At 40.4% G+C, this 22650-nt stretch carries 19 protein-coding genes; 8 read left to right on the forward strand and 11 right to left on the reverse strand.

Going from position 1 to position 22650, the window contains the following annotated elements:
- Window positions 1–413: 413 nt before the first annotated feature.
- The 6 genes from cysG to cysQ are packed head-to-tail and all read left to right on the forward strand — an operon-like array spanning window position 414 to window position 7376.
- Complete coding sequence (gene cysG, locus CXF89_RS03305; protein ID WP_024600081.1) at window positions 414–1841, forward strand: siroheme synthase CysG; 1428 nt, start codon at window positions 414–416, stop codon at window positions 1839–1841.
- Between the two features lie 49 nt (window positions 1842–1890).
- Window positions 1891–2790, forward strand: coding sequence for a sulfate adenylyltransferase subunit CysD (gene cysD / locus CXF89_RS03310; RefSeq protein ID WP_008133447.1), 900 nt, complete (start codon window positions 1891–1893; stop codon window positions 2788–2790).
- Window positions 2790–4214: a sulfate adenylyltransferase subunit CysN gene (gene cysN, locus CXF89_RS03315; protein WP_121953788.1), complete on the forward strand. Its 1425-nt coding sequence runs from the start codon at window positions 2790–2792 to the stop codon at window positions 4212–4214. Before cysD ends, cysN begins: the two co-directional genes overlap by 1 nt.
- Window positions 4215–4245: 31 nt before the next feature.
- Window positions 4246–5970 (forward strand): SLC13 family permease, encoded by a 1725-nt coding sequence (locus CXF89_RS03320; protein WP_121953789.1) that lies wholly within the window; start codon window positions 4246–4248, stop codon window positions 5968–5970.
- Window positions 5971–6002: 32 nt separating this feature from the next.
- Window positions 6003–6596 carry an adenylyl-sulfate kinase gene (gene cysC / locus CXF89_RS03325; protein WP_121953790.1) on the forward strand — a complete coding sequence of 198 codons (594 nt, stop codon included), beginning with the start codon at window positions 6003–6005 and terminating at the stop codon, window positions 6594–6596.
- Window positions 6597–6605: 9 nt separating this feature from the next.
- Window positions 6606–7376: a 3'(2'),5'-bisphosphate nucleotidase CysQ gene (gene cysQ, locus CXF89_RS03330; protein WP_121953791.1), complete on the forward strand. Its 771-nt coding sequence runs from the start codon at window positions 6606–6608 to the stop codon at window positions 7374–7376.
- A gap of 176 nt (window positions 7377–7552) precedes the next feature.
- On the opposite strand, the gene CXF89_RS03335 is transcribed toward cysQ, so the two are convergent.
- The 3 genes from CXF89_RS03335 to CXF89_RS03345 all read right to left on the reverse strand — a co-directional run bounded on the left by CXF89_RS03335 (window position 7553) and on the right by CXF89_RS03345 (window position 11434).
- Window positions 7553–7864, reverse strand: coding sequence for a hypothetical protein (locus CXF89_RS03335; protein WP_121953792.1), 312 nt, complete (start codon window positions 7862–7864; stop codon window positions 7553–7555).
- 15 nt (window positions 7865–7879) lie between these two features.
- Window positions 7880–10387: a P-loop NTPase fold protein gene (locus CXF89_RS03340; protein WP_121953793.1), complete on the reverse strand. Its 2508-nt coding sequence runs from the start codon at window positions 10385–10387 to the stop codon at window positions 7880–7882.
- A 249-nt stretch (window positions 10388–10636) separates the two neighbouring features.
- Window positions 10637–11434, reverse strand: coding sequence for an alpha/beta fold hydrolase (locus CXF89_RS03345; RefSeq protein WP_024589582.1), 798 nt, complete (start codon window positions 11432–11434; stop codon window positions 10637–10639).
- 449 nt (window positions 11435–11883) lie between these two features.
- Between CXF89_RS03345 and CXF89_RS03350 the strand changes: the two genes are divergently transcribed.
- Together CXF89_RS03350 and CXF89_RS03355 are read left to right on the forward strand one after the other, a co-directional pair.
- Window positions 11884–13173 carry an SLC5/6 family protein gene (locus CXF89_RS03350; RefSeq protein WP_007580094.1) on the forward strand — a complete coding sequence of 430 codons (1290 nt, stop codon included), beginning with the start codon at window positions 11884–11886 and terminating at the stop codon, window positions 13171–13173.
- Window positions 13174–13303: 130 nt separating this feature from the next.
- Complete coding sequence (locus CXF89_RS03355; protein WP_121953794.1) at window positions 13304–14647, forward strand: M24 family metallopeptidase; 1344 nt, start codon at window positions 13304–13306, stop codon at window positions 14645–14647.
- 53 nt (window positions 14648–14700) lie between these two features.
- Here the strand turns inward: CXF89_RS03355 and speD are convergent, their stop codons facing one another.
- The 8 genes from speD to CXF89_RS03395 all read right to left on the reverse strand — a co-directional run bounded on the left by speD (window position 14701) and on the right by CXF89_RS03395 (window position 22539).
- Window positions 14701–15513 (reverse strand): adenosylmethionine decarboxylase, encoded by an 813-nt coding sequence (gene speD / locus CXF89_RS03360; RefSeq protein WP_007376266.1) that lies wholly within the window; start codon window positions 15511–15513, stop codon window positions 14701–14703.
- Window positions 15514–15601: 88 nt separating this feature from the next.
- Window positions 15602–16015: an OsmC family protein gene (locus tag CXF89_RS03365; RefSeq protein ID WP_002958863.1), complete on the reverse strand. Its 414-nt coding sequence runs from the start codon at window positions 16013–16015 to the stop codon at window positions 15602–15604.
- 86 nt (window positions 16016–16101) lie between these two features.
- A complete protein-coding gene (locus tag CXF89_RS03370; RefSeq protein ID WP_007580087.1) occupies window positions 16102–16449 on the reverse strand; it encodes a DUF3802 family protein in 348 nt (115 codons plus the stop codon).
- A gap of 132 nt (window positions 16450–16581) precedes the next feature.
- Window positions 16582–18051 carry a succinylglutamate-semialdehyde dehydrogenase gene (gene astD, locus CXF89_RS03375; protein WP_024600072.1) on the reverse strand — a complete coding sequence of 490 codons (1470 nt, stop codon included), beginning with the start codon at window positions 18049–18051 and terminating at the stop codon, window positions 16582–16584.
- A gap of 15 nt (window positions 18052–18066) precedes the next feature.
- Window positions 18067–19083, reverse strand: coding sequence for an arginine N-succinyltransferase (gene astA, locus CXF89_RS03380; protein WP_121953795.1), 1017 nt, complete (start codon window positions 19081–19083; stop codon window positions 18067–18069).
- An 85-nt stretch (window positions 19084–19168) separates the two neighbouring features.
- Window positions 19169–20374 (reverse strand): aspartate aminotransferase family protein, encoded by a 1206-nt coding sequence (locus CXF89_RS03385; protein ID WP_121953796.1) that lies wholly within the window; start codon window positions 20372–20374, stop codon window positions 19169–19171.
- Window positions 20375–20753: 379 nt separating this feature from the next.
- On the reverse strand, window positions 20754–21914 hold the full coding sequence (locus CXF89_RS03390) for an HDOD domain-containing protein (protein ID WP_024593401.1): 1161 nt from the start codon (window positions 21912–21914) through the stop codon (window positions 20754–20756).
- Window positions 21915–21957: 43 nt separating this feature from the next.
- The gene (locus CXF89_RS03395; RefSeq protein ID WP_121953797.1) at window positions 21958–22539 is read right to left on the reverse strand and encodes an anthranilate synthase component II; all 582 of its coding nucleotides are present in this window, start codon (window positions 22537–22539) and stop codon (window positions 21958–21960) included.
- Between the last annotated feature and the right edge of the window lie 111 nt (window positions 22540–22650).

Consider the following 22650-nt stretch of genomic DNA (forward strand, 5'->3'; position numbering starts at 1 on the left):
AAACATGATCATTTTAGCGTATTAAATAACTCACTAACTACGTTAAAAATTATTTATATAGAACAACTATGTATCATAATTTTAGCCTTGTTATTGAGCTATTTTCTCGTCGCTATTATAGATCACTAATTTAATGCAATTGGTATAAGTACAAAATAGAATATGCTTCCATATTAACAAATTAAACCAAACTCGCTATAGCTCATAACCAAACACTATAAGCTGTTTATTTTACTTGTAACTCGGCGCAATCCCTTGTTAACTAACTCTTAGGCCTAAAAAGCCCACCTATTATAACTTTTGGTTATATCAACTTGGTTTTAATTATTTTTTACTTATTGATAGCCGCTATATTCTGCTTATCAGAATAAAGCGTTTTCTTATATTTGAATTTGTTTAGGGGTCTTATTAACGTGCAGTATTTACCTATCTTTACCAAACTCGACAACAAACCAGTATTGGTTGTTGGCGGTGGAGAGGTCGCATTACGCAAATGTCGCGCGTTTTTAAAAGCGAGAGCGAGCGTTACTTTAGTAGCGCCTTGGTTTTGCGACGAACTAAAAGAGCATGCGCATAATAATGAAGTAACGCTTATTGATGCTTATTTTGATGAGTCGCATCTCGATGGCAAAATGCTTGTTATTGCAGCAACCGACCGCGATGAAGTAAACAACAACGTATTTGAACTTGCCAATGCCCGCAATGTATTTGTAAACGTGGTTGATGACCAACCTAAATGTACGTTTATATTCCCATCCATTGTTGACCGCGACCCAATTACGATTGCTATATCAAGTGCAGGCACAGCGCCGGTACTTGCACGTCGCTTACGCGAAAAGCTCGAAACCCTTATTCCGCATCATATTGGCCCACTTGCAACACTTGTCGGTGGCTTTAGAGACAAAGTAAAAAAACGCTTTAAACATTTTTCAGACCGCCGCCAATTTTGGGAAGGCGTGTTCGACTCATCTGTCGTGAGTAAAGTGCAAACCGGTGATACTCAAGCCGCACAGCAGCAATTAGAGCAAATGCTAGATGCAAAAGCAGAACCTGAAGGCGAAGTATATGTAGTAGGTGCAGGCCCAGGCGATCCAGAGCTTTTAACACTCAAAGCACTGCAACTTATGCAACAAGCCGATGTGGTTGTATACGACTTTTTAGTGTCTGACGAAATTATGGAATTAGTGCGTCGTGATGCTGACCTTATTTGTGTAGGCAAACGTTTAGGCGATCATAGTGTTGTTCAAGACGACACCAACCAAATGCTGGTCGACCTTGCTAAACAAGGCAAAAAAGTGTGCCGCATTAAAGGTGGCGATCCGTTTATTTATGGCCGTGGTGGCGAAGAAGTACAAGTACTGGCTGCTAACAACGTAAATTATCAAATTGTACCGGGTATTACAGCCGCTGCAGGTTGTAGTGCTTATGCGGGTATTCCACTTACGCATCGTGACCACGCACAAGCCATTCAATTTGTAACTGGCCACTGTAAAAAAGACGGCCAAGAACTTGATTGGCAATCGCTGGCAAAAGCAAATCAAACGCTTGCTATTTACATGGGCGTAATTAAATCGCCGCACATACAAAGCGAGCTTTTAAAACATGGCCGTAAAGCCGACACACCTGTTGCCATTATCGAAAACGGTACACGCAAAAATCAGCGTGTAGTAACAGGCCAATTAGGCGAACTTGCCGACTTAATTGAACGCAACAGCATTATATCGCCTGCGCTACTCATTATTGGTGAAGTAGCCGCCCTGCACTCGCAACTAGCGTGGTTTGGGAAAAACGAACAAACAAGCAGCTTTGCACAGCCGCTAACAGATGTATCAAATACATAACCGAATTTTAAATTTGTAACTTTTAATCATTTTAGTAGGACGACTAACAATGGCTTTAACTCACCTTCAGCAACTAGAAGCTGAAAGTATCAAAATCATGCGCGAAGTCGCCGCTGAGTTTGAGAACCCAGTAATGCTTTACTCTATTGGTAAAGATTCGTCGGTACTTTTGCACTTAGCGCGTAAAGCATTTTACCCTGCAAAAATTCCGTTTCCGTTATTGCACGTAGACACCAATTGGAAGTTTCGTGAAATGATTGAGTTTCGCGACCGTATAGCTAAAGAATACGGTTTTGACCTACTGGTACACAAAAATCCAGAAGGCATTGAAATGGGTGTAGGCCCGTTTACGCATGGCTCGGGTAAACATACAGACATAATGAAAACCCAAGGCTTAAAGCAAGCACTTAACAAATATGGTTTTGATGCTGCATTTGGTGGCGCACGCCGCGACGAAGAAAAGTCACGCGCAAAAGAACGTGTTTACTCGTTCCGCGACAAACACCACCGTTGGGACCCTAAAAACCAACGTCCTGAGCTTTGGAATACTTATAACAGCCAAGTTAATCCGGGCGAAAGCATTCGTGTTTTCCCGTTGTCTAACTGGACTGAGCTTGATATTTGGCAATACATTTACCAAGAAAACATCGACATGGTACCGCTTTACCTAGCAAAAGAGCGCCCTGTTGTTGATCGCGACGGCACCCTAATAATGGTTGACGATGAGCGTATGCCACTTAACGAAGGTGAAGTACCGCAAATGAAATCTGTACGTTTTCGTACATTAGGCTGCTACCCACTTACCGGTGCAGTTGAGTCAACAGCCAGTACTTTAACCGAAATTATTGAAGAAATGCTGCTATCTACGTCATCTGAACGTGAAGGTCGTGTTATCGACCATGATTCAGCCGGCTCAATGGAGAAGAAAAAACGTGAGGGGTATTTTTAATGTCTAGCCAAAATAACGATACATTTAACGAAGTAAAAGAAATAGGCATAGACGCCTACCTAGCACGCCAACAAGACAAAAGCTTATTGCGTATGCTTACGTGTGGCAGCGTAGATGACGGTAAATCAACATTGATTGGCCGCCTACTGCACGACAGCCACCAAATTTATGAAGATCAGCTAGCAGCCCTTCATAAAGATAACGAAAAAGTAGGTAATGCAGGTGAAGATCTTGACCTTGCATTATTAGTTGATGGCCTACAAGCTGAGCGCGAGCAAGGCATTACCATTGACGTAGCGTACCGTTACTTTTCAACGGCTAAGCGTAAATTTATTATTGCCGACACACCTGGGCACGAGCAATACACGCGCAACATGGTAACGGGTGCATCAACAAGCGATGTCGCCATTATTTTGGTTGATGCGCGTTACGGCGTACAAGTACAAACTAAGCGCCATAGCTTTATTTGTGACTCGCTGGGCATTAAGCAGTTTGTTGTTGCCGTTAATAAAATGGATATCGTTGATTTTGACGAAACCGTGTATGAAAAAATTAAGGCTGATTACCTTAAATTTGCTGAGCAACTTAACGTATCAAACATTAAGTTTGTGCCTATGTCGGCGCTTAAAGGCGACAACGTAGTAACACGCTCTGCACATACACCGTATTACACCGACAAGCCGCTACTTGAATTACTAGAAGATTCGCCAGCAGCCGAAACAGATACAGGCTTTGAAGCGCGCCTACCAGTGCAATATGTAGTGCGTCCTAACTTAAACTTCCGTGGTTTTCAGGGCACACTTACATCAGGCAAGATACACGTAGGCGATGCAATAAAAGTATTACCGTCGGGCAAAACATCAAGCATTAAAGAAATTGTTACCTTTGATGGCAACCTGGACAGCGCCGAAGCAGGCCAAGCAATTACCGTTACCCTAAATAACGAAATTGATATTAGCCGAGGGGATGTAATAGTACCTGCAAATTCAACGGCCGTTGTTACTAACCAGCTGCAAGCTAAAATTGTGTGGATGCATGAGTCGCCATTAGTATTAGGTAAAAGCTATAACCTAAAACTAGGCAGCAAAAACACCTCAGCTATTGTTACAAAAATTGATTACACAATTGATGTAAACACGCTTGAACACGGCACTAGCGACTCACTGCAGTTAAACGAAATTGCGATTGTGACGCTTGAACTAACCGAAACTATTTTGGCAGACGAGTACCACAGCAATCACGAAACAGGTTCGTTTATCCTAATCGATCGCTTTTCAAACCTAACGGTTGCTGCGGGCATGATTGAACAAGTACTACAAAGCCAAGCACAGCAAAGTAACTTTAGCGAATTTGAAGTTGAATTTAACAGCTTAGTACGCAAGCACTTTCCGCATTGGCAAGCGCTTGATATTTCTAAGTTATAAGTTGACTTTAGCCTGTTAGGAATTTAAAAGCATGGTAGAACAGCTCGTTTTAACAGGCATTATGCTTACCTTAGTCGGGTGCCTTTTTGGCACCCGTATTAATCCAGCATGGTTATTTGTAAGCGCCATTGGCACCAGCTACTTAGCAGGGCTAATCGATCTTGAAAGCATGTTAATTAATTATGCAAACCCGTCGCTTATCACCTTGGTACTATTGGTGTTAGTGTCGACCGCAATAGAAAAAACCACCCTAATTCAAAAGTTAGCGCAATCGCTATCTAAAGGTAGTTTAGTAAAATCGGTAACAAAATTGGGGTTATCAACCGCCTTTTTATCGTCGTTTACTAACAATACCGCCGTTGTTGCATCGCTTATTACCGCGATAAAAGACAACCCTAATCACTCCCCTTCAAAGCTATTATTACCGCTGTCGTATACCGCTATTTTGGGCGGCACTATTACGCTTATTGGTACATCAACCAACTTAATCGTCAATGGCTTTGCAGTCGATGCGGGCATGAAACCGCTGGGCTTTTTTGACTTTACCTTAGTGGGTTTAGGCGCGCTAAGCGTAGGCCTAATTACCATTTTAGTAATGCTTAAATACTTACCCGACAACGGTAAAAGCGATCAAGAAGTCGTGCCTTTTTACCTAGAAGGCAAAGTACAAGCAAATTCAAAATTAATAGGCCAAACCGTTGAAGAAAACGGCCTGCGTGATTTAAAAGACTTATTCCTCGCGGAAATTATTCGCGATGGCAGCCGCATTTGCGCAGTCACCCCGCAGCAAATTATTCAAAAAGACGACGTGCTGCTTTTTGTAGGTGACATAAAATCGGTGCCATTACTTACCCGTTTCGACGGCCTAAAAGTAGTGCACGAGAATCATCAAAAAGACATAGAACACTTAGTAGAAGTAGTCGTAAGTCAATCTTCAAAATTTATTGGTAAAACCGTAAAAGAAGCCCGCTTTAGAGAGCAATTTCATGCTGCTGTTATTGCCATTCGCCGTGGACACGACCGCTTACAAGGCGGCCTTGGGCAAGTGCAACTACAAGCTGGCGACTCACTCATACTCGCACCAGGCAAAAACTTTTATACCTTGCCTAACTTAAAGCGCGAATTTGTGTATATTTCAGGGTTTGACTTACAAGCCCACCTTGCACCTAAACAATCAAACATTGTGCTTCTAAGCTTTGCCGCAGTACTGGGTTTAAGCATTATTGGTATAGTCCCGCTGGTTAAAGGCTTATTAGTATTACTGATTGGCTTAATGCTAAGTGGCACCATAAAACTTAACGAAGTAAAACGCCGTTTTCCACTCGAGTTATTAGTGGTAGTAGGCAGCGCCATTGGCCTTGCCAAGTTAATGATAGGCACCGGACTTGCCGGGCAAATATCCGACGCCATGTTTATGGTACTTGGCGACTTTGGTCCTTACGGCGCATTTATTGCCATATTTTTAATGACCGTATTATTTACCGAGCTTATTACTAATAACGCAGCAGCTGCCTTGTCGTTCCCTGTTGCTTACTCGCTCGCGGTTGGTTTTAATGTAGACCCGCTACCATTTATTATGGCGGTTGCCTTTGGCGCATCAGCCAGCTTTATATCGCCATTTGGGTATCAAACTAATCTAATGGTTTATAGCGCGGGTAACTATCGCTTAAAAGATTACATAGTGATGGGCTTACCCCTTTCTATTATTTATTCAATCACGGTATTAAACTTGATCCCGCTGGTATTTCCGTTTTAATACCTGCGCTCACAGCATAAGAGACTCTCACTATGGATGAAAATATAGTTTGGCATAACTACGCAACTACAAAAGCACAGCGTAGTGAGCAAAAAAAACATAAGCCCGCTATTTTATGGTTTACCGGTTTTTCGGGCTCTGGCAAAAGCACCGTAGCAAACGCACTAGAAGCAGCGCTTAATAAGCAAGGTGCGCACACTTACCTACTCGATGGCGACAACGTACGCCACGGTTTATGCAAAGACCTAGGCTTTAGCGACGAAGACCGCATTGAAAACATACGCCGCGTAGGCGAAACCGCTAAATTAATGACCGATGCTGGCTTGTTAGTACTTACTGCGTTTATATCGCCTTTTAGAGCGGAGCGCGACATGGTGCGCAGCCTAGTAGATGACGGCGAGTTTATTGAAGTATTTATCGATACCCCACTGGATGTATGCGAAAGCCGCGATCCAAAAGGCTTATACAAAAAAGCCCGCGCAGGGGAGATAAAACACTTCACTGGTATCGATTCAAGCTACGAAGTGCCAAACAATCCAGAAATAATTTTAGATACAAGTAAAAACACCCTAGACCAATCGGTTACACAACTGATAACGTATCTAAAACAAAAGCACATAATATAGGTTAACCCCATGAATCAAACCGAACTGCTAGAAGAAACCCTCATCCTTGCCCGCAAAGCAGGCAAAGCGATAATGGGAATTTACGAAAAGGACTTTAACATTGAGTACAAAGCCGATGAAAGCCCCGTAACCGACGCCGATTTAGCAGCTCATAAACTGATTGTGGCAGGGCTTCAACAGCTCACACCCGACATTCCAATACTCAGTGAAGAAAACGCCGACATAAGCTGGGATGTACGCCAAACGTGGAAAAGCTACTGGCTAGTTGACCCAATCGACGGCACTAAAGAATTTATTAAAAAGAACGGTGAATTTACCGTAAACATCGCCCTAATTAAAAACGGTATTCCTATTTTAGCCGTAGTAGATGCACCCGCACTCGGCGTATCGTACCTTGCCGCAGAGGCCATTGGCGCATTTAAAGATAAAGGCGATGAGCGAATTGAGCTTAAAGTAACCACCAAACCTAATAAAGGGTTAATTCGTGTTGTAGGTAGCCGCTCGCACCCATCACCCGATTTAGCCGAGTTTGTGAAACGCTTTGACGAGGTTGAAATGGTGTCTAAAGGCAGCTCACTAAAGCTGTGTTTAGTGGCCGAAGGCAGCGCCGATATTTACCCGCGCTTAGGTCCAACTTGCGAATGGGATACAGGCGCAGGCCATGCAATCGCCGAAATAGCTGGCGCTAAAGTCACTAAGCTTGATGGCAGCCCGCTTATTTATAACACCAAAGATGAATACTTAAATCCGTATTTTATTGTGAGTGCGATAGAAGAGTAAGGGCTAAGAGTTACGAGCTGTCAGCTACTAGCAGTTCGATGTAAACCTAAACACCGTAGGTTGGGTTGAGTGGAACGAAACCCAACTTATATACTTTCTCATCATTTTAATACGTAAACATAGACATTTAGCATTACCATAAGCAAAGATAATAGCCCATCTGTTTATAAACTAATCTAAAGTTTGCTACTTAAAATGTTTATCGCTTTATCTCTTTTATCCTCATCAAAACCTGTATTTATCAATCCCTTCAACCTATCAATAAATATTAACTTCGTCTCTTTATCTAATGAGCTTACCGCTGTAAATATGTTGGACATATCTACATTCAAATCTGTAGACAATACTTCTATTAATATCTTTAGCGATTTTTCGTCTTTCTTATCTTTTAAAAGATCTAAAATAAACTCATATTTTGGGCCTCGAAAATATCTCTTACCTGGCTCGCCTGCAGCTCCATTTTCTAATTGGGATATAATACATAGCATTTCATAAGTGACTTCTTATTCTAGTAAGTCCAAAGCGATAGATGAAAAATCTTGTTTCTCTAAAACTTCTATAAACTCAGAAGAATTATTACTCTCTGTTTCTCTTTTTATTTCTATAAATATAGCTGAAAGTAAATAAATATCGTTAATCGTAGCGACATCTTTAATCACGCTCTGAAAGTTATCTATATTCAATATTTTTATCACTAGCCTTGTAAAAAGCTCTTTAAAGTTCTCAGCATTTTGATATTTATTTTTTTTAACTTCAGTCGAAACATAGCCAAAAAGTACTTTGTTAAGGCTTCTATCTGTAAATGACGATGACCTTTCAAATAAAATATCTTTAAAGCGCAGTAAAACTAATTGATAGCGTTCATCACAACACAACTCTTTAGCTAATGCTTCGAGTTCGTTCCCATCACGAATTCTTGAAAATATAGTTTGTTCATTCACCTCTTTTTTTGAAGGAGACTCTTTTATAATTTTTTGCAGGTAGTTAGCATTAGGATCACTAACACCTAAGCTCTGGGTGGGTATCAAAGCCTTATTAAAGCTTAAATGGAATTTATTTAACTCATCTCCATCTTCAAAATTACTGGCATCTTGACTCGATGCCTCTTTATCATTAGTTGATTCTTTATAATCTCTAGTAATTAGCCCTAACATTGTTGCAAAAAACTTAAAGTAAATTGGCTCCTCGATCTTCATTACATCTTTAATTATAGGTGTAACATTGCCTGAACCTACTTTCACAAGATAATCATAGCTATTCTCAAATGCACTAAAATAAGTAGGCTTTACTTCCCTTAAAGAACAAGCCATTAAAAAGGATAAAAAGTTCACTTCACCCATCAAATTACCAGGGGTCCACGCTTGATCAACTCGTCTTAATATTTTTTTAAGCTGCCTAATTGAAACAATTACTGCTTTTAGAGCATTAACTTCCTTAATAAATAAGTTATTTCTCTTTATCAAAGCTTCTATAAATTCCGAACGCTTGCAAAATACATGTACCGAATAGCTATCTTCTATTCTATTAGGGTTCAGTACCACTTTAGGCATGTTATTAGATAAAATAATAACTTTATTATGGTGCAATGCCTCTTTAAGACTTACACGAATAAAGGAATTTATTACCGCTGACAAATCGGCTCGGAGTATATCCTCTCTATAATCAGTCGCTTTTGAAATCACTTCAGCAGCAACCTCATTTTCATTTCCCATTGCAACGATAAAATTGATATGACTCAAATCTCGATTTTTCAATCTATCCAGCAGCGCGGCTATATCATTTAAACGTTTTTCGTTTTCATCGCCTGTACCACGATCTACGTCCTGCAAAGTGATCAGTAATTTGTGGTTGGTTGCATAAAGAACATCATTTAGCTTTTGAAAACTTCCCTCAATATCAACAGGGCCAGCAAGCAAGGTAGATGCAAACTGAAATACGCTACCACCAGATTTAAGTGCCTCGGTATAATGTTTAGGTAGCGTACGAAAGGCACACATATCAATATGCTGGCTTATATCATCAATAATATTGCTGAGTATCACATGCGCAACACTGCCGCTGGCTGCGCCCCACGTTGATATATCGCTTTGTATCCAAGTACTCTCTTTTTCAGCGGGTTTTGCCAAATCATTAGCAATACTTTCGACGATACTGCTTTTTCCGCAACCATAAGGCCCACAAAGAGCTATGTGTTGTGCTAAATCCTTTTCATCTTTATTACCACCATTTTGCAGCCGCTTGGTGATACGCTTTGCATACACCTGTAAGTCGGGCTCTAATCTTTCTGTGCTTTTGATAGTTGAATCATCTTTGAACCACTTTCTGAAATTTTCTAACGTTTTTAGTTCTGGGCTTTCTTTAGTTTCAATCGGCTCAATTTCAGAAGTAAAATTTTGTTGTTTGCTCTGCATGTGTTCATCGCACAATAAGTAAATCGCTAAAATTAAATAGCTACCAGCTAGATAAATGAAAGCATCAAAAGCAGGGGGCATATCAGCTAGGTTGACTGCACAAATGATAAAGGCTGCACTAAGAACAACTAATACAGCCATAAAAATTGGCTTTTGGGTATAGAGCTTTGTCTGATAAATGACAGTTATGAGCATGCCAATAAACGTAAGTGCTAGGTATTTTAAGCTCATAAAACTTTGCGCGTATAATGCAGCTTCATCAAATTTTGGTGCTGTGCTTAGCATGTAAAAAGCAGTTATAAACAATGACGCCAATACAGCCATAGTCACTGGCGGATATCGCCAGCTGAATCCAATACTGCGTTTGGGGTGCGATATATAAAACTTATCAAGCAGGAGCTTTATGCCAATACCCGCTAAAAATGCGCTGCTGTAATATAGAATTGGGTTCGCATTTAAAATAGAGCTCCAACTTGAATATGCCTTTTGTACAAGACCGACTTTGCTTAAAAATACAGTAATTGTTGCGGCGGTAATTGCGCACAATAAAAGAGAGAGCCAGCGCGTGGCTGTAATGGGGAGAGTTTTAACTTGCGACAACTTAATATCCTTATCAATACGTTACTTTGCCAGTGTATATCAATTGAACATTATTGAATAAGCAAGTTTAAGAAATAAAGTCGCCTCTTGGCTTTACCGCTCGAATGACGCTATGGCTTGTTGGGTTTCGCTTCGCTCTACCCAACCTACGCTTTGATATAAAAATGGAGTTTTATTCCTTTAGGTCTTGTTTTGAGTTTAGGGCGAAAATCAAAAAAGAATGTACCGACCCTATTCCTTCTACAACCCTTAACGATTTTGCTGGGCGATAAAAGCAAGCGAGTGCTGATTGAATAAGTCAGGACGTTCCACATTGCAGACATGGCCGCAATGGTGAATAGTTTGCAGTACGCTGTTTTTATGGCGCTTTACCATTTCTTTAACAGGGCCAAGGAACATATGATCTTCCTTACCCATAATATACAGAATGGGAATATCAATGTCTTTTTCTTTGAAGTATTGCATTAAAGGATTTACGTCCATGGCTAATTTAAACCATTTTATAAACTCTTTTTGGCACAAGCGTTTTGCTTCACGAACAAACAAAAGTCGAGATTCTTTATGACGCTTTTTCGGCATCATAATAAAAGCAAATAAGCGATACAGCCACATATAAGGCAGGAAGTGTTTAAAAGTATTACCTAAATAAACCAATGTATTACTGCGAGTATTAAAACGAGTAACCGCTCCACCTAGCACCATGCTAGAAACATATTGCGGCGCAATTTCAGCAATATTTCGAATAATAATTGTGCCCAATGAAATGCCAACAAAGTGTGCGCTGGTGATATTGTTATGATCTAACACATCGATAATGTCTTTAGAGACATTATTAAATGAATAATTATTATCAACAAAGTTTTGTACTAAGTTATTCGATTTACCGTGACCACGAAGATCTAGCAACAACACATTATATTCTTTTTTATAAGCTTTAAGCTGACGAAACCAAATTGCCGAACTACCACCTGCTCCATGGACAAATACAACCCATGTTTTACTGGTTTCGTGCGCAAAAGTAGTATGGAAAAGAATGTCTTTGCTCATTGCAGTTAGCGGCCTATTTACTTCGTTTGGCATATTCAATTGCAGGAAGTATAACGGAGTTTAATAAAAATCTCTTATGAAGTTGAGATCAATGGCTTCTACTTAATAGCTTTTGGCAGCAGATTTTGATTTTTAAATGAAAACCAATAAAATGACCTTCCCCTATTTTTACGTTATGAAAACCGCCTTCCTCGGCTTTGCTGCTCGCGTGACGCTATAGCGTGTTGGGTTTCGCTCCAACTAACCAACCTACCCGTACAGTAACTCTATAATGTGGCTTGCCATTTAAGGCTTTTGCTCACTTTTACACCACTGTTTCGTATTCATGACACTTACCCTCCAATTGAGCCTAATTAATTAGTCTAAAAATCTCTTCAAAACATGAAAAATGTCTCTAAAAACTATACCCTTCGGCGCAGTTATTATTTAAATAATGGATGAGCACACACATGACAACATCTCAAGATGCAACGCTTTCAAATGCATCACCAAACACACACACAAATTCAAGCAAAAATTCAAATACAAAAACTAAATGGAACCTGCACGATACGCAGTGGACATTAAGTTTATTTGGTACCGCCGTTGGTGCGGGTATTTTATTTTTACCTATTAACATTGGTATTGGCGGTTTTTGGCCGTTAATTATTATGGCGTGTTTAGCGTTCCCAATGACCTTTTTTGCGCACCGTGGATTAGCGCGCTTTGTACTTTCATCAAAAAATAAAGATGCCGATTTTACCGACGTAGTTGAAGAGCATTTTGGTGTGACTGCGGGGCGGTTAATTTCCTTGTTGTACTTTTTATCTATATTCCCAATTTTGCTTATTTACGGTGTAGGTTTAACCAATACCGTTGATAGTTTTATGGTTAATCAAATGGGGATGGAATCACCTTCTCGCGTGCTACTTTCGGGCGTATTAGTTGCGGGTATGATTAGCTTAATGATGGGCGGCGAGCGCTTAATGCTACGTGCCTTTGCTATTTTAGTGTATCCGCTTGTGGGCATATTGTTCTTTTTATCACTTTATTTAATCCCTAGCTGGCAGATGCCAGATATGACGGTGCCTGAAATAGGCAGCTTTGGTAAAACGTTGTGGTTATCGATTCCTATTATTGTGTTTTCGTTTAGCCACGCAGCGGCTATCTCAAGCTTTGTAAATGTGCAACGCGGTCATTACGGCGAACAAGCTACACGTAAGTCTGAGGCGATTTTAAAGCGCACTAGCTTGCTACTTATTACCTTTGTACTGTTATTTGTGTTCTCTTGCGTGCTGTCGCTTACAGGCGAGCAAATGGCAGCGGCTAAAGCGGCTAACGTATCGGTTTTATCCTACCTTGCTAATATTACTGATAACTCGTTTATTGCCACACTTGGGCCACTTGTTGCCTTTATTGCTATTACATCGTCGTTTTTGGGTCATTTTTTAGGTGCACGCGAAAGCTTTACAGGATTAGTAACTAAACAAACAGGCTTAAGCGCTGGCGTTACCGATAAAATTGGTGTGTTAATCATGTTTTTAGCTATTTGGTTTTGTGCTGTTAAAAACCCAAGTATTTTAGACATGATGGATCAGTTATCGGGCCCTATTATCGCGATGATTTTATTCATTATGCCAATGATTGCAGTTTATAAAGTACCTGCACTTAATAAATACCGAAATCGCTTTAGCACGCTATTTATATTAGCGGTTGGCTCACTTGCTGTATTTGCACTTTTATACAGTATGCTTAAGTAATAAAACTGTTTATACAAAAGCCCGGCTACTTTTTAGCTGGGCTTTTTTGTGTGCTGTTTATCTCAAATTGTTTTTTTATAGTCGCTCTTCAGGCATGTTATAAATTAACTAGCCTAAAAATAAAACAATTATGCACTTTACTAAACAACTCCTACTTTACGTAAGCTTGCTAACTACGCTTGTTTTAAGCCTCTTTGTTAAAGCTGATGACGCTCCCGCTATTTTATCGATGAAAGAGCGCGCTACGTTTATAGATAAAATAACTGAGCTTAGAGTTAATACCTTAATGCCCTCGTTAATGAAGCAGCACAACACTGATATGTGGCTACTTATAAGTCGAGAATATAACGAAGATCCAATATTAAAAACAATGCTGCCAGCAACATGGCTTTCAGCCAGACGCACCACTATTTTGCTATTTGCACTTAATAAACAAGGTGGTGTTGATGCTTACGCTATTGCGCCTTATAAAATAGGTAACGTATTTAAAAAAGGGTGGGATAAACAAACACAACCAAGCCAGTGGGAAGCACTCAATACACTTATTGAGCAATACAAACCTCGCAACATTGCGCTTAATACTTCTACCGACTGGGCACATGCCGATGGCCTTGTGCTAGGCGATTACAAAACCTTAATGGCTAACTTGCCCGCCGCTTATCACAATAAAATAATTTCTGCCGAGCCACTTGCTGTAAGCTGGTTAGAGCAACGTATCCCCAAAGAAGTAGAGATGTATAAGCACATTGTTGCTATTGCCCACTCTATTATTGCAGAGGGGTTTTCGGGTAAAACAATTACGGTTGGTGAAACAACTAGCGATGACTTGGTATGGTGGTTTAGAGAGCGCGTAAAAGAGCTAAAACTACAAACATGGTTTCATCCAAGTATTGCTATTCAGCGCGCCGATGCGAAGTCGTTCGATCATGAAGAAAGCTTTACCAATGGCTACGATGATAACGTTATACAAGCCGGTGACTTGCTTCATGTAGATTTTGGGATTACTTATTTACGCTTAAATACCGACACGCAGCAGCATGCGTATGTGCTCAAAGAAAACGAAACAAGTGCGCCTAGTTACTTAGTTGAAGCACTAAAAAGCGGTAATAAACTACAAGACATATTTACCAATCAATTTGCGGTAGGTAAAACCGGTAATGAGGTTTTAGCTGCAGCACGAAAAGCCGCTATTGATCAGGGATTAAAACCCACTATTTATACTCATCCTCTTGGCTATCATGGCCACGCTGCTGGCACTACATTAGGTATGTGGGATTCTCAGCAAGGTGTACCGGGAGATGGTGACTATCCGCTACATTTAAATACAGCTTACTCAATTGAGCTTAACAATGCTGTGTTTATAAAACAGTGGAATAAAGAAATAAGAATAATGCTAGAGGAAGATGCTATTTTTGATAAAAGCGGTGTCTGGTATTTAAATGGCCGGCAAACACAGCTATTGCTTGTAAAATAAAGTATAAAAAAATGGCGCTCACTGAGCGCCATTTTTAATTTAATTCGTTGCTATTATTCTGTATCTGGCAGGTTACGGCCATAGAATATTTCTTGCATTTCACGGGTCAGTTTTGAGCGAATTTCGTCTTCTTCGCCCTCTGATAAATCTGCCGTAGAAAGGCCGAACAAATACGTGTTTAGATCGGTTTCTTTTAACATCATTTTGGTATGGAACAGGTTTTCTTGGTACACGTTCACGTCCATCATTTGGTACGCTTCTTTTGTATCTTCTGTCATGAAGTTTTGAATCGAGCTAATAGCATGATCAATGTAGTGCTTAACACCGTTTATGTCGCGGGTAAAACCACGAACGCGGTAGTCAATTGTTACTACGTCTGATTCAAGGCTATGAATTAAGAAGTTTAACGCTTTAAGTGGCGAAATAATGCCACAAGTAGACACTTCAATATCAGCACGGAATGTACAAATACCATCATCAGGGTGAGCTTCTGGGTATGTGTGTACACAAATGTGGCTTTTATCTAGGTGCGCAACAACTGAATCAGGTAATGGGCCTGGTGCTTCGTCAGCATCGTAATTTTGCTGCTCTTCTACTGGTTCTTCTGAAACCAAAATAGTTACACTTGCGCCTTGCGGTTCATAATCTTGGCGCGCTACATTTAAAATGTTAGCACCAATAATATCAACAACTTCACCTAAAATGTCGGTTAGTCTATCTGCACTGTACTGCTCATCGATATATTCAATATATTCTTTACGTTGTTGCTCGGTCTTTGCGTAACAAATATCATAAATACTAAAGCTTAAACTTTTGGTTAAATTGTTAAAGCCATGAAGTTTAAGTTTATCGAAGGGTTTGTTCATAATAAACCAACCTATAAATTAGTGGGTTCTGCACCTGCAGAATGAAAAGTTCGCGGATTTTATACGAATTTCCCTCGTGGAAAAAGCGTTATTTTGCTTGATCTTGCACAACTTCGTGGCTATGCGTAATTTCTACTGTTTTATCAAGCATTAATGCAACTGAGCAATACTTTTCAGCAGAGAGTGAAACCGCGCGTGCAAGGTGCTTTTCAGACACATTATTGCCTTTAACAACAAAGTGTAAGTTGATTTTGGTAAACACACGTGGGGCTGTTTCGGCGCGCTCTGCACTTAGTTGTACTTGTACATCTGAAAAATCTTGTTTGGCTTTTTTTAAAATACTAACCACATCAACTGATGAACAACAGCCAACTGACATTAAAACCATTTCCATTGGGCTTGGTGCTGCACTATCGCTGCCGCCATCAAACACAACATTGTGGTTAGAATTAGAACGACCAATAAACGTATCGCCTTCAACCCATTTTACATTTGCTTGCATTGTTATATCTCAAAAAAATATTTTCTTGATTGTAAGCAAGTTAGCCGTAGTTGCAAATGAAAATGCAACGCAGGGCTATAAAATGGCTAAGATTGTTGTGTTAAAGCGCTATCAAAGAGGTTTTTTACTAAACCTGCAAATTCATCTATAAAGGCATGCTGTTCAACCGTGACAGGCTGTGAGGTGATGCTGCTGAGGACTTCTTCTAAATCGTAAACTATGCCATCAACTTCACGTACAATTTGACTACGCTGCTCTGTGTTGAGGTTTGTGTGCTGCTCGCAAATAAGCATCACATTTTGTGCAATAACGTCTTCGATTAATTCCATTACTGTTGGGGCACCTGGTTTTATTTCGCCTGGCTTCTCAAACAATGCTAAATTTTGAGTTAGATACATGATCAAATCATCGTACCCTTGCCTATCTAAAACCATTTTTGTACCACCTTTGTATAATTAATTATTTTTGATTTAAGCAGAAAGCGCTGTTGATTGCTAGCTTTGCGCGTTAGCAATACAAAAAAAGCAGCCGAAGCTGCTTTTATAATAATTAAGTAGTATTACTACTTAATCTATTTTTAAGCCTGGGCTAAGTGTTGCTGGCATCGCTACTTTTTCAAGCTCTACCGAAGCAACTGGGTATGCACAGTAATCAGCTGCATAATACGCGCTTGCTCTGTGGTTGCCCGATGCACCAATACCACCAAACGGTGCTGCGCTAGATGCGCCAGTAATTGGGCGATTCCAGTTAACAATACCTGCACGAATACGACGTAAGAAGTGGTCGTAATCTGCTGCACTATCACTTAATAAACCAGCCGATAAACCAAAGGTTGTATCGTTTGCTTTATCAATGGCTTGGTCAAAGTCGTCAAAGCGGAATACTTTTAAAAGTGGTCCAAAGTGCTCTTCATCTGGGAAGTCACTAATATTTGTACACTCAATAATACCTGGTGTTACAAAGCCGGTATTGGCTGTGTGCTCAAGTTCTACTAATACTTGAGCGCCAAGCTCAACAAGCTCGTTTTGCGCTTTAACCATGCCTGCTGCTGCAGCTGATGAGATCATAGAACCCATAAATGGCTGGTCTGCATCGTCATAGTTACCTACTTTAATCGCTTTAGTTGCTGTGATTAAACGCTCCAGTATCACATCGCCTTTGCTACCCGTTGGTAAAAATAGTTTACGTGCACACGTACAACGCTGGCCACTTGAGATAAACGCAGATTGAATAATATCGTGTACAACGGCTTTAGTGTCTTCAACGTCGGTAATAATAAGTGGATTATTACCACCCATTTCTAACGCTAAAATTTTACCCGGTTGACCCGCAAACTGTTCATGTAAAATATGACCTGTGCGCGAAGAACCCGTAAAGAACAAGCCATCAATACCTTTGTGAGCAGCAAGGGCTTTACCCGTTTCTACTTCACCTTGTACAAGGTTAATTACACCTGCTGGTAAACCTGCTTTTTCCCACAGCTTAAGCGTAAGCTCAGCAACTTTAGGAGTAAGTTCAGACGGTTTAAACACAACTGTGTTACCCGCTAAAAGCGCTGGAACAATATGCCCATTAGGTAAGTGACCCGGAAAGTTATACGGACCAAATACAGCTACAACACCATGTGGCTTATGGCGAATCATCGCACGGCCAAGTGGCATTGCGTTTTCTACGTCGCCAGTGCGCTCTAAAAATGCTTTTTCAGAAATGGCAATTTTACCAACCATAGCACCCGCTTCTGTGCGAGTTTCCCACAGTGGCTTACCTGTTTCTTGTGCGATAGTAATAGCGAGCTCTTCGCTGTTTTCTTTTAATTGCGCTGCGAATGCTTTAATTATTTCTAAACGCTCAGTAAAGCTTTTATCAGCCCATGCATAAAACGCTTCGCGCGCTGCATTTACTGCGGTGTCTACTTGCGCCGCAGTTGCCGATGAAGCCTGCCAAATAACGTCGTTATTTGCAGGGTTTACTGAATTAAATTCTGTGCCTTGGCCTTGTGACCATTGACCATTTATAAATTGTGCAGGATGAGTCATATACTTTCTCCTAAATTAAATCGTGGTTGCACTAACAATATCGCCAGTTTGCAAATGCAGTGCATCTGCTATTTCTTGCGATAAAATAAGGCTTTTTGCGCGCTCGTCAAATGTCATTGGTGCAACGGTTGCTCTAAAATCATTAAGCTTTTCGTTAGCTAGTAACACCATGGTGTCGCCAGTCATTTCGCCAATTTCAACGTTAAAGTTACGTGCATTACGAATAGTCGCAATGTTATCTACTTTTGCTTCAACCGTTGGGCCGCCGTCAAAAATGTCTACGTAGCCATTAAACGTAAAGCCTTCGCTTTTTAATAACTCGATTGCTGGGCGAGTGTTGTCGTGTACTTTACCTATTACGGTTTGCGCATCTTTACTTAGCAAGTTTACGTAAATTGGGTATTTAGGCATTAATTCAGCAATGAAAACCTTTTGGCCAATACCTGTTAGGTAATCGGCTGTTGGAAAATCCATTGAGAAAAAGTGCTCTTCAAGCCACTGCCAAAAAGGGCTACTGCCGTTTTCGTCAGACACACCGCGCATTTCTGCAATCACTGTTTGCGCAAAACGCTCTTGATGCTGCTTTATAAACATAAAACGCGCTTTTGAAAGTAGCTTACCATTACAATTTTTACGATAGCCATCTTTTAAAAACAATGTGCAAAGCTCTGTAGCACCTGTGTAGTCGTTACATAGCGTTAGAATATCAACCGCTTTGTATACGTCTAATGTGCGCGAAGAGTGAATCACTTTACTTAAGTGATAATGATAAAATGCATCATCAAGCCCTACCGCAGCTTCAATTGCAGATGTTCCTACAACGTCACCGGTTTCGCTATCTTCAAGAACAAACAGGTAGCCTTCGTCACCAGGTTGTGACGTTTGTTTAGCAAAAGAGCTTACTGAATGGTCGATCTTTTTTTGCAATAGTTCTTCGTTTAATGGCAAAGAAGTAAAACCATGCCCTGATTCGTGGGCAATTTTCAGTAATGCTGAATAATCATTTTGCTGGATTGGGCGAAGGATCATCATGAGTCCGCTTGCTCCCTTATAAATAACGGTAAATAGGAATTGCAGGGCAAGCGGTGCTTGCCCTTAATTGGTTGGCTTAAGTCGCTTATGCGTTTACTACGCTTGCTACTGCTTTTTCAAAGCGTGCCATACCTTCGCGAATGTCCGCATCAGGAATTACTAAAGATGGAGTGAAACGTATTACGTCTGCACCAGCAACTAATGACATAAGGCCTTGCTCAGTCCCTGCCACTAAAAACTCTTTTGCACGACCTTTATATTGCTCGTTCACTACTGCACCAATTAATAAACCTTGGCCACGGATTTCGCTAAATACGTTGTATTTGTCGTTAACCGCAGTAAGTAGTTCATTAAATAATGCTGCTTTAGCTTTTACGCCAGCAAGTACTTCTGGGGTATTTACTGTATCAAATGCAGCTTCTGCAACAGCACACGCAAGCGGGTTGCCGCCATAAGTAGAACCATGAGTACCTACTTTAAGATGCTGTGCAATTTCAGTTGTTGTGATCATAGCGCCAATAGGGAAACCGCCGCCAAGTGCTTTAGCTGAAGTTAAAATATCAGGTACTATGTTTAAGCCTTGGTATGCGTATAAATCGCCAGTACGGCCAACACCTGTTTGAACTTCATCAAAAATAAGCAGTGCGTTATGTTTAGTACATAAATCGCGAACGCCTTGAGCAAACTCGTCAGTTGGTGAAACAATACCGCCTTCACCTTGAAGAGGTTCCATCATTACGGCACATGTTTTGTCGCTGATAAGCGCTTCAAAAGCAGCTAGGTCGTTGTAATCACAATGTACAATGTCGCCAGGCTTAGGACCAAAACCATCTGAATATGCAGCTTGACCACCAACAGTTACGGTAAAGAATGTACGACCGTGGAAACCTTTGTTGAACGCGATGATTTGTGATTTTTCTGCGCCAAACTTATCAAGTGCAAAACGACGCGCTAATTTAAGCGCTGCTTCGTTTGCTTCTGCGCCTGAGTTGGCAAAGTAAACTTTTTCAGCAAATGTAGCATCAACCATTTTTTTAGCTAGGCGAAGTGCCGGTTCATTGGTCATTACATTTGATAGATGCCAGATTTTTTCGCCTTGCTCTTTTAATGCGCCTACTAATGCAGGGTGGCAATGGCCAAGACAGTTAACTGCAATACCACCAGCAAAGTCGATAAACTCTCGACCTTCTTGATCCCATACACGAGAACCTTCGCCTCGAACAGGAATTACGCTTGAAGGTGCGTAGTTAGGAACCATTACGTGATCAAATAATTCGCGATTGACTGTCATTTTATTTCCTCTTAATTGTGAGCAACACAAAACATCAAAATAGGTGTTTGGTTAATATTTGTAACCAACTTTATAGGCAAGATCAGTAACCTGATAATTGCGCAAAATTGCTTTGTGGTTCAATTTTCAGACGCACATTATTTCAGAATTACTGATATCTGTCTCGTTAAAAACTTTCATGTATCCCTTGAAAATAAAGGGCTAAAGATATTATTTCATAGATAGTGAATAACTATTTGCATAACTATTTATGCTTATTTTTAGGCAACTAACCGCATGAGCACCGAGGCGCGGACGCTTTAATCGGCAAATATGCAATATAACAATAGAGTGAGAATGAATGGTTAGTCGCAAAAAAATTAACAAAAAATTCAGATTTTTAGTCAATTTGAATAGCTAAATTGGTAAAATTACTCGATTGGAGGGTTTTTAGTTCCGTTTTAGTGAACTTAAAGTACGAAAACCAGCTTAGAGTTTCATCAGGCTCAATAAGTTGATGCTCTTTTAAATTAAGATATTGAGAGTAGCAACGTGCCTTTAGCATTACTTCTGTTAATGGCAGTAATGTATCGCCTTTATCTACCCCATTTACTAGCTGCTGCATGACACCTTTAAACGGTAAATATTTAAAAGCCATTTTGTCTATTACTTTGGCGCTTACTTCTATCGACTTATTGCTAAGTAGAGTGGTTAAAAATAGCGGGTCGGGCTGTAGCTCTAATAATGCGGTGTGTAAATCTTTTTGGTTTTCATTTCGGGCTAACTGCACTTTGCGTTGCCATACTTTCTCAAACGTTTTTAAGTACAAGCGCACTAATGCAATTCGCCCTACATCTAAAAGCATTCCAAGGGTAAATGCATGTACGTCATTCACATTATTAATTTGTGCAATTTTTTGCGCAGCAATCGCGTTTGCCATCGCGCTGTCGCGTAGCCGGCGTTTTAATAATGAAAATGGTTCGGTGCTATGTGGCATCCAATGACGCGCTGCAAATGTAGGAATCACTAGCTGTAAGTTATCAAGGCCAATATAACGAAGGGCAAGCGATGGTTTATCTACTTTTACAGACGTGTTTTTACTACGCTGATTACGATAGTAAGGTAAATTAACAAGCGTTACTAACTCTCTACCCAACCAGCTTATATCATTAACTAGTGGCTCTAAACGCCCTACCGACGCTGACTTTACAGCTAATATGTCGAGTATATTGGCAATGCCATCTTCAATACCTATAGTGCTGTGAATTACACCATCTATATCTTCAAGCTGCTTATATATAGCTGTTTCAATAGTTTTGTGCAGTTGCTCACTCGCTTGAGCGCGGTACTTATGATGTGCAGTACTGCTTTGCTGGCGTTTATTCTGTGCGGCCACTTCAACCTGAAGCAAAGTGCGTTGCTTCATGGGTTCGCCGTAATCTATATCTAATGTATGAATGAAACCAATTTGCTGATGCGCAAAGCTGTGCCCAAGCAATAAGTCATGAGCCCGTTGGCTTAGTATTTTGGCAGTACGCTGTTGCGCTACAAGTTCAGTCATGACATCCATTAATAAAGTATTAAATGCTCTGTGTATTATAACATTAGAAGCGAGTTAAAAAGTTATCAAGCAGTTCTAAGCCTTGATCAGTTAGAATAGCTTCGGGGTGAAACTGCACACCTTCAATTGCTAGTTCTTTATGAAGTAACCCCATAATTTCGTCAAACTCGCCTTGCTCAGTCTGAGTCCATGCGGTTACTTCAAGTTCTTTAGGTAGAGTTTGCTCTTTAACCACTAAAGAATGATAACGACATACTGTTAACGGGTTAGCTAAGCCTTTAAACACCCCTTTATTAGTGTGAACTATGGGTGATGTTTTACCGTGCATAACTTTTTTAGCACGAATTACATCTCCCCCCAAAGCTTGCGCGATAGTTTGATGCCCCAAGCAAATCCCTAGAATAGGATATTGTCCTTTTAGTTGCTCAACAACATTTAATGAAATACCCGCTTCGTTAGGCGTGCATGGTCCCGGCGATAACACGATGTGCTGCGGGTTTAACTGTTTTATTTGTGCAATGTTTAGCTCGTCATTACGTTTTACTAAAACGTCTTGATCTAAACGCTGAAAATATTGCACTAAGTTGTAAGTAAACGAATCGTAGTTATCGATCATTAACAGCATTACACAACAAACCTTATAAATTATTGACCACTTACTTCACGCAAGCGGTACTAAGCGTTGCATTCTACCACTATTAACTAGCCAACATAAATTAGCAAAAAGCGTTAAAAA

The sequence above is a fragment of the Pseudoalteromonas sp. MelDa3 genome, from assembly GCF_002863625.1.
In the GTDB taxonomy this organism is placed as follows: Bacteria; Pseudomonadota; Gammaproteobacteria; order Enterobacterales; family Alteromonadaceae; genus Pseudoalteromonas; species Pseudoalteromonas arctica.